Annotated in this window: 3 protein-coding genes; 1 reads left to right on the forward strand and 2 read right to left on the reverse strand. The window is 63.6% G+C overall.

Going from position 1 to position 2,503, the window contains the following annotated elements; translation table 11 throughout:
* Window positions 1-158 precede the first annotated feature (158 nt).
* Window positions 159-1,423, forward strand: a protein-coding gene (locus tag RMO40_RS10720) for an IS3 family transposase (protein ID WP_309720421.1) whose coding sequence is annotated in 2 segments (ribosomal slippage) — window positions 159-489 and window positions 489-1,423 — 1,266 coding nt in all. Because the reading frame shifts where the segments join, the coding sequence is not laid out codon by codon here.
* A gap of 55 nt (window positions 1,424-1,478) precedes the next feature.
* Here RMO40_RS10720 and RMO40_RS10725 read toward each other — a convergent pair.
* The gene (locus tag RMO40_RS10725) at window positions 1,479-1,733 is read right to left on the reverse strand and encodes a heavy-metal-associated domain-containing protein (protein ID WP_309720423.1); all 255 of its coding nucleotides are present in this window, start codon (window positions 1,731-1,733) and stop codon (window positions 1,479-1,481) included.
* A 103-nt stretch (window positions 1,734-1,836) separates the two neighbouring features.
* Window positions 1,837-2,503: DnaB-like helicase C-terminal domain-containing protein (locus RMO40_RS10730; RefSeq protein WP_309720426.1), on the reverse strand; the 667-nt coding region annotated here is incomplete at its 5' end.

Here is a 2,503-nt window from a genome sequence, read left to right on the forward strand (position 1 = left end):
CCTCAGCCTCTGCTGGCGGGATGTAGCCGATGGGCTCAAGCAGGCAGTGATGGTTGAACCAGGCCACCCATTCCAGCGTGGCCAGTTCTGAGCTGGCCCCCTGAATGACCGGACACGGTCCATCGCTTATCTTTGAGGATAGGAGTAGGACTGTGAATATGACTAGGCGTACAGAGCCCGTAGAGATTGTGATGACCGATCAACGCCGGCGGCGGTGGTCGGTTCAGGAGAAGGCGGCGCTCGTGCGACGCACGTATGAGCCCGGCATGTCGGTGTCGCTGGTGGCGCGCCAGGAGAGCGTCGCGGCAAGCCTGCTGTTCCAGTGGCGCAAGCTTGACAGAGAGGGCGCGTTGGTCGCTGTGTCTGCCGGTGAGTCGGTGGTGCCGGCGTCGGAGCTGGCTGCTGCTCGCGCAGAGATCGCCAAGCTGCAGCGCATCCTGGGCAAGAAGACCGTGGAGAACGAGATCCTCAAGGAAGCTGTGGAGTTCGCCGCCGAAAAAAAGTGGATTGCGCGCTCGCCCTTGTTGCCAAAGGACGAGCCGTGAAGGCCGTCTGTGAAGCACTGGGTCTGGCGCGCTCGTACTTGCACACGCGGGTTCACCGCTCGCAGGACTGGCGTGATGGGCGGATGAACCGCACGCCGGCACCTGACGAGGAGTTGCTTGGCGAGATTCGGCTGCACATCGCCGATCTGCCGAGCTACGGGTACCGCCGCGCCTGCGCATTGGTCAATCGCCAGCGTCGCGCTGAAGGGCGACAAATGGTCAATCCGAAGCGCGCGTACCGCGTGATGGCCGAGGCCAAGCTGCTGCTTCCCAAGGCCCCGCGCAGACCGCAGTCCAGCCGCAAGCACGAGGGCAAGGTGGCGGTAGGCACCAGTGACACCCGGTGGTGCTCAGACGGCTTCGAGATCAAGTGCGATTCGGGCGAAACCGTGACCGCGACCTTCGCCAAGGATTGCTGCGACCGGGAGGTCATGGCTTGGCGCGCGTGGCCCGGCAAAGGCCTGCCAGGCGAGCCGGTGCGCGAGATGCTCATCGAGGCTGTCGAGAGGCGCTTCGGCGCCGTGGAGGCCCTTCCCGAGGGCCGTGAACTGGAGTTCCTCACGGACAACGGTGGCGCCTACATCGCTCACGACACGCGCGCGATTGCTCGCTCGCTTGGGCTCAAGCCCGTCACCACGCCCGTGTGCAGCCCGCAGAGCAACGGCATCGCCGAGAGCTTCGTCAACACCTTCAAGCGCGACTACGTCAGCCGAATGAACCTCGCCAACGCCAAGGCAGTGATGGCGCAACTCCCCGAGGCCTTCGAGCACTTCAACAATGTGCACCCGCACTCGAGCCTGAGAATGCGCTCGCCCAGAGAGTTCAGGCAACATCAGCAACGCGTCACCCTCACGGGGTACACGTCAACCAGCGTATAGACCGTGTCCGGTTATGCAGGGGCAAGATCACCAACGGGTGGCTTGAGCGTTGACTTCAGGGCAGAGGCACGTCGACCTCGCCTGCGAATGGCGGCTTCGGCGGAGCGACCTTTGGCGCCTCCGGCGTGAATCCGGCCTTGCCAATGGCCTCGCGGAAGGCGTCAGGCCGGGCCCAGCTGGGCTCGATCTCCACCGAATAGGTTTCCATGTTGACGCGCACTCTCGCACCGCTGTCCAGCGCCTTCACCGACTTCACGATGGTGCCGGCCGAGCGACTCGAAAACATGTCTTTCACTTTGAAGGTGATCAAGGCGGCTCCTCAGGCGGTGGAACAGGGGTGCCTGCAAGATAGCGTCACCCCAGATTTCCTTCTGTGCTGTAGCCCACACAGCAGATCACCCGTCTGGCCAGCCTCAGTACATGTCGGAGCCGGAGCTCCCGGGTGCCATGTTCTCGAATTTGGTCAATGGCTTCAGGAAAGCCAGCTTCACCGTGCCCGTGGGGCCGTTACGCTGCTTGCCGATGATGATCTCGGCCACACCGGGTTCCTTGCTCTGCTCCTTGGTGTAGTAGTCATCGCGGTAGATGAACATGATGACGTCGGCGTCCTGCTCGATGGCGCCGGACTCGCGCAAGTCGCTCATCATCGGGCGTTTGTCGGTACGGGTTTCAACGCTTCGGTTGAGCTGCGACAGCGCGATCACCGGGCATTTCAGCTCCTTGGCCAATGATTTCAGGCCGCGCGAGATTTCACCGATCACGGTGGCGCGGTTTTCTTCACTGCTGCCACCGCTGCCGCTCATCAGCTGCAGGTAGTCGACCACGATCAACCCAAGCTGCCCGCACTGGCGGGCCTGGCGGCGCGCACGGGCACGCAGCTCGGTAGGGGTGAGAGCCGAGCCTTCGTCGATGAACACCGCGGCCTTGCCGAGCTTTTCGACCGCTTCGGACAGGCGGCCCCATTCGTCGTCGCGCAGCTTGCCGGTGCGCAGGTTGCTCTGGTCGATGCGACCGAGCGAGCCCACCATGCGCAGCGCCAGCTGGGCGGCGCCCATTTCCATCGAAAACACCACCACCGGC

Source organism: Rhizobacter sp. (assembly GCF_031412075.1).
GTDB lineage: Bacteria > Pseudomonadota > Gammaproteobacteria > Burkholderiales > Burkholderiaceae_C > Rhizobacter.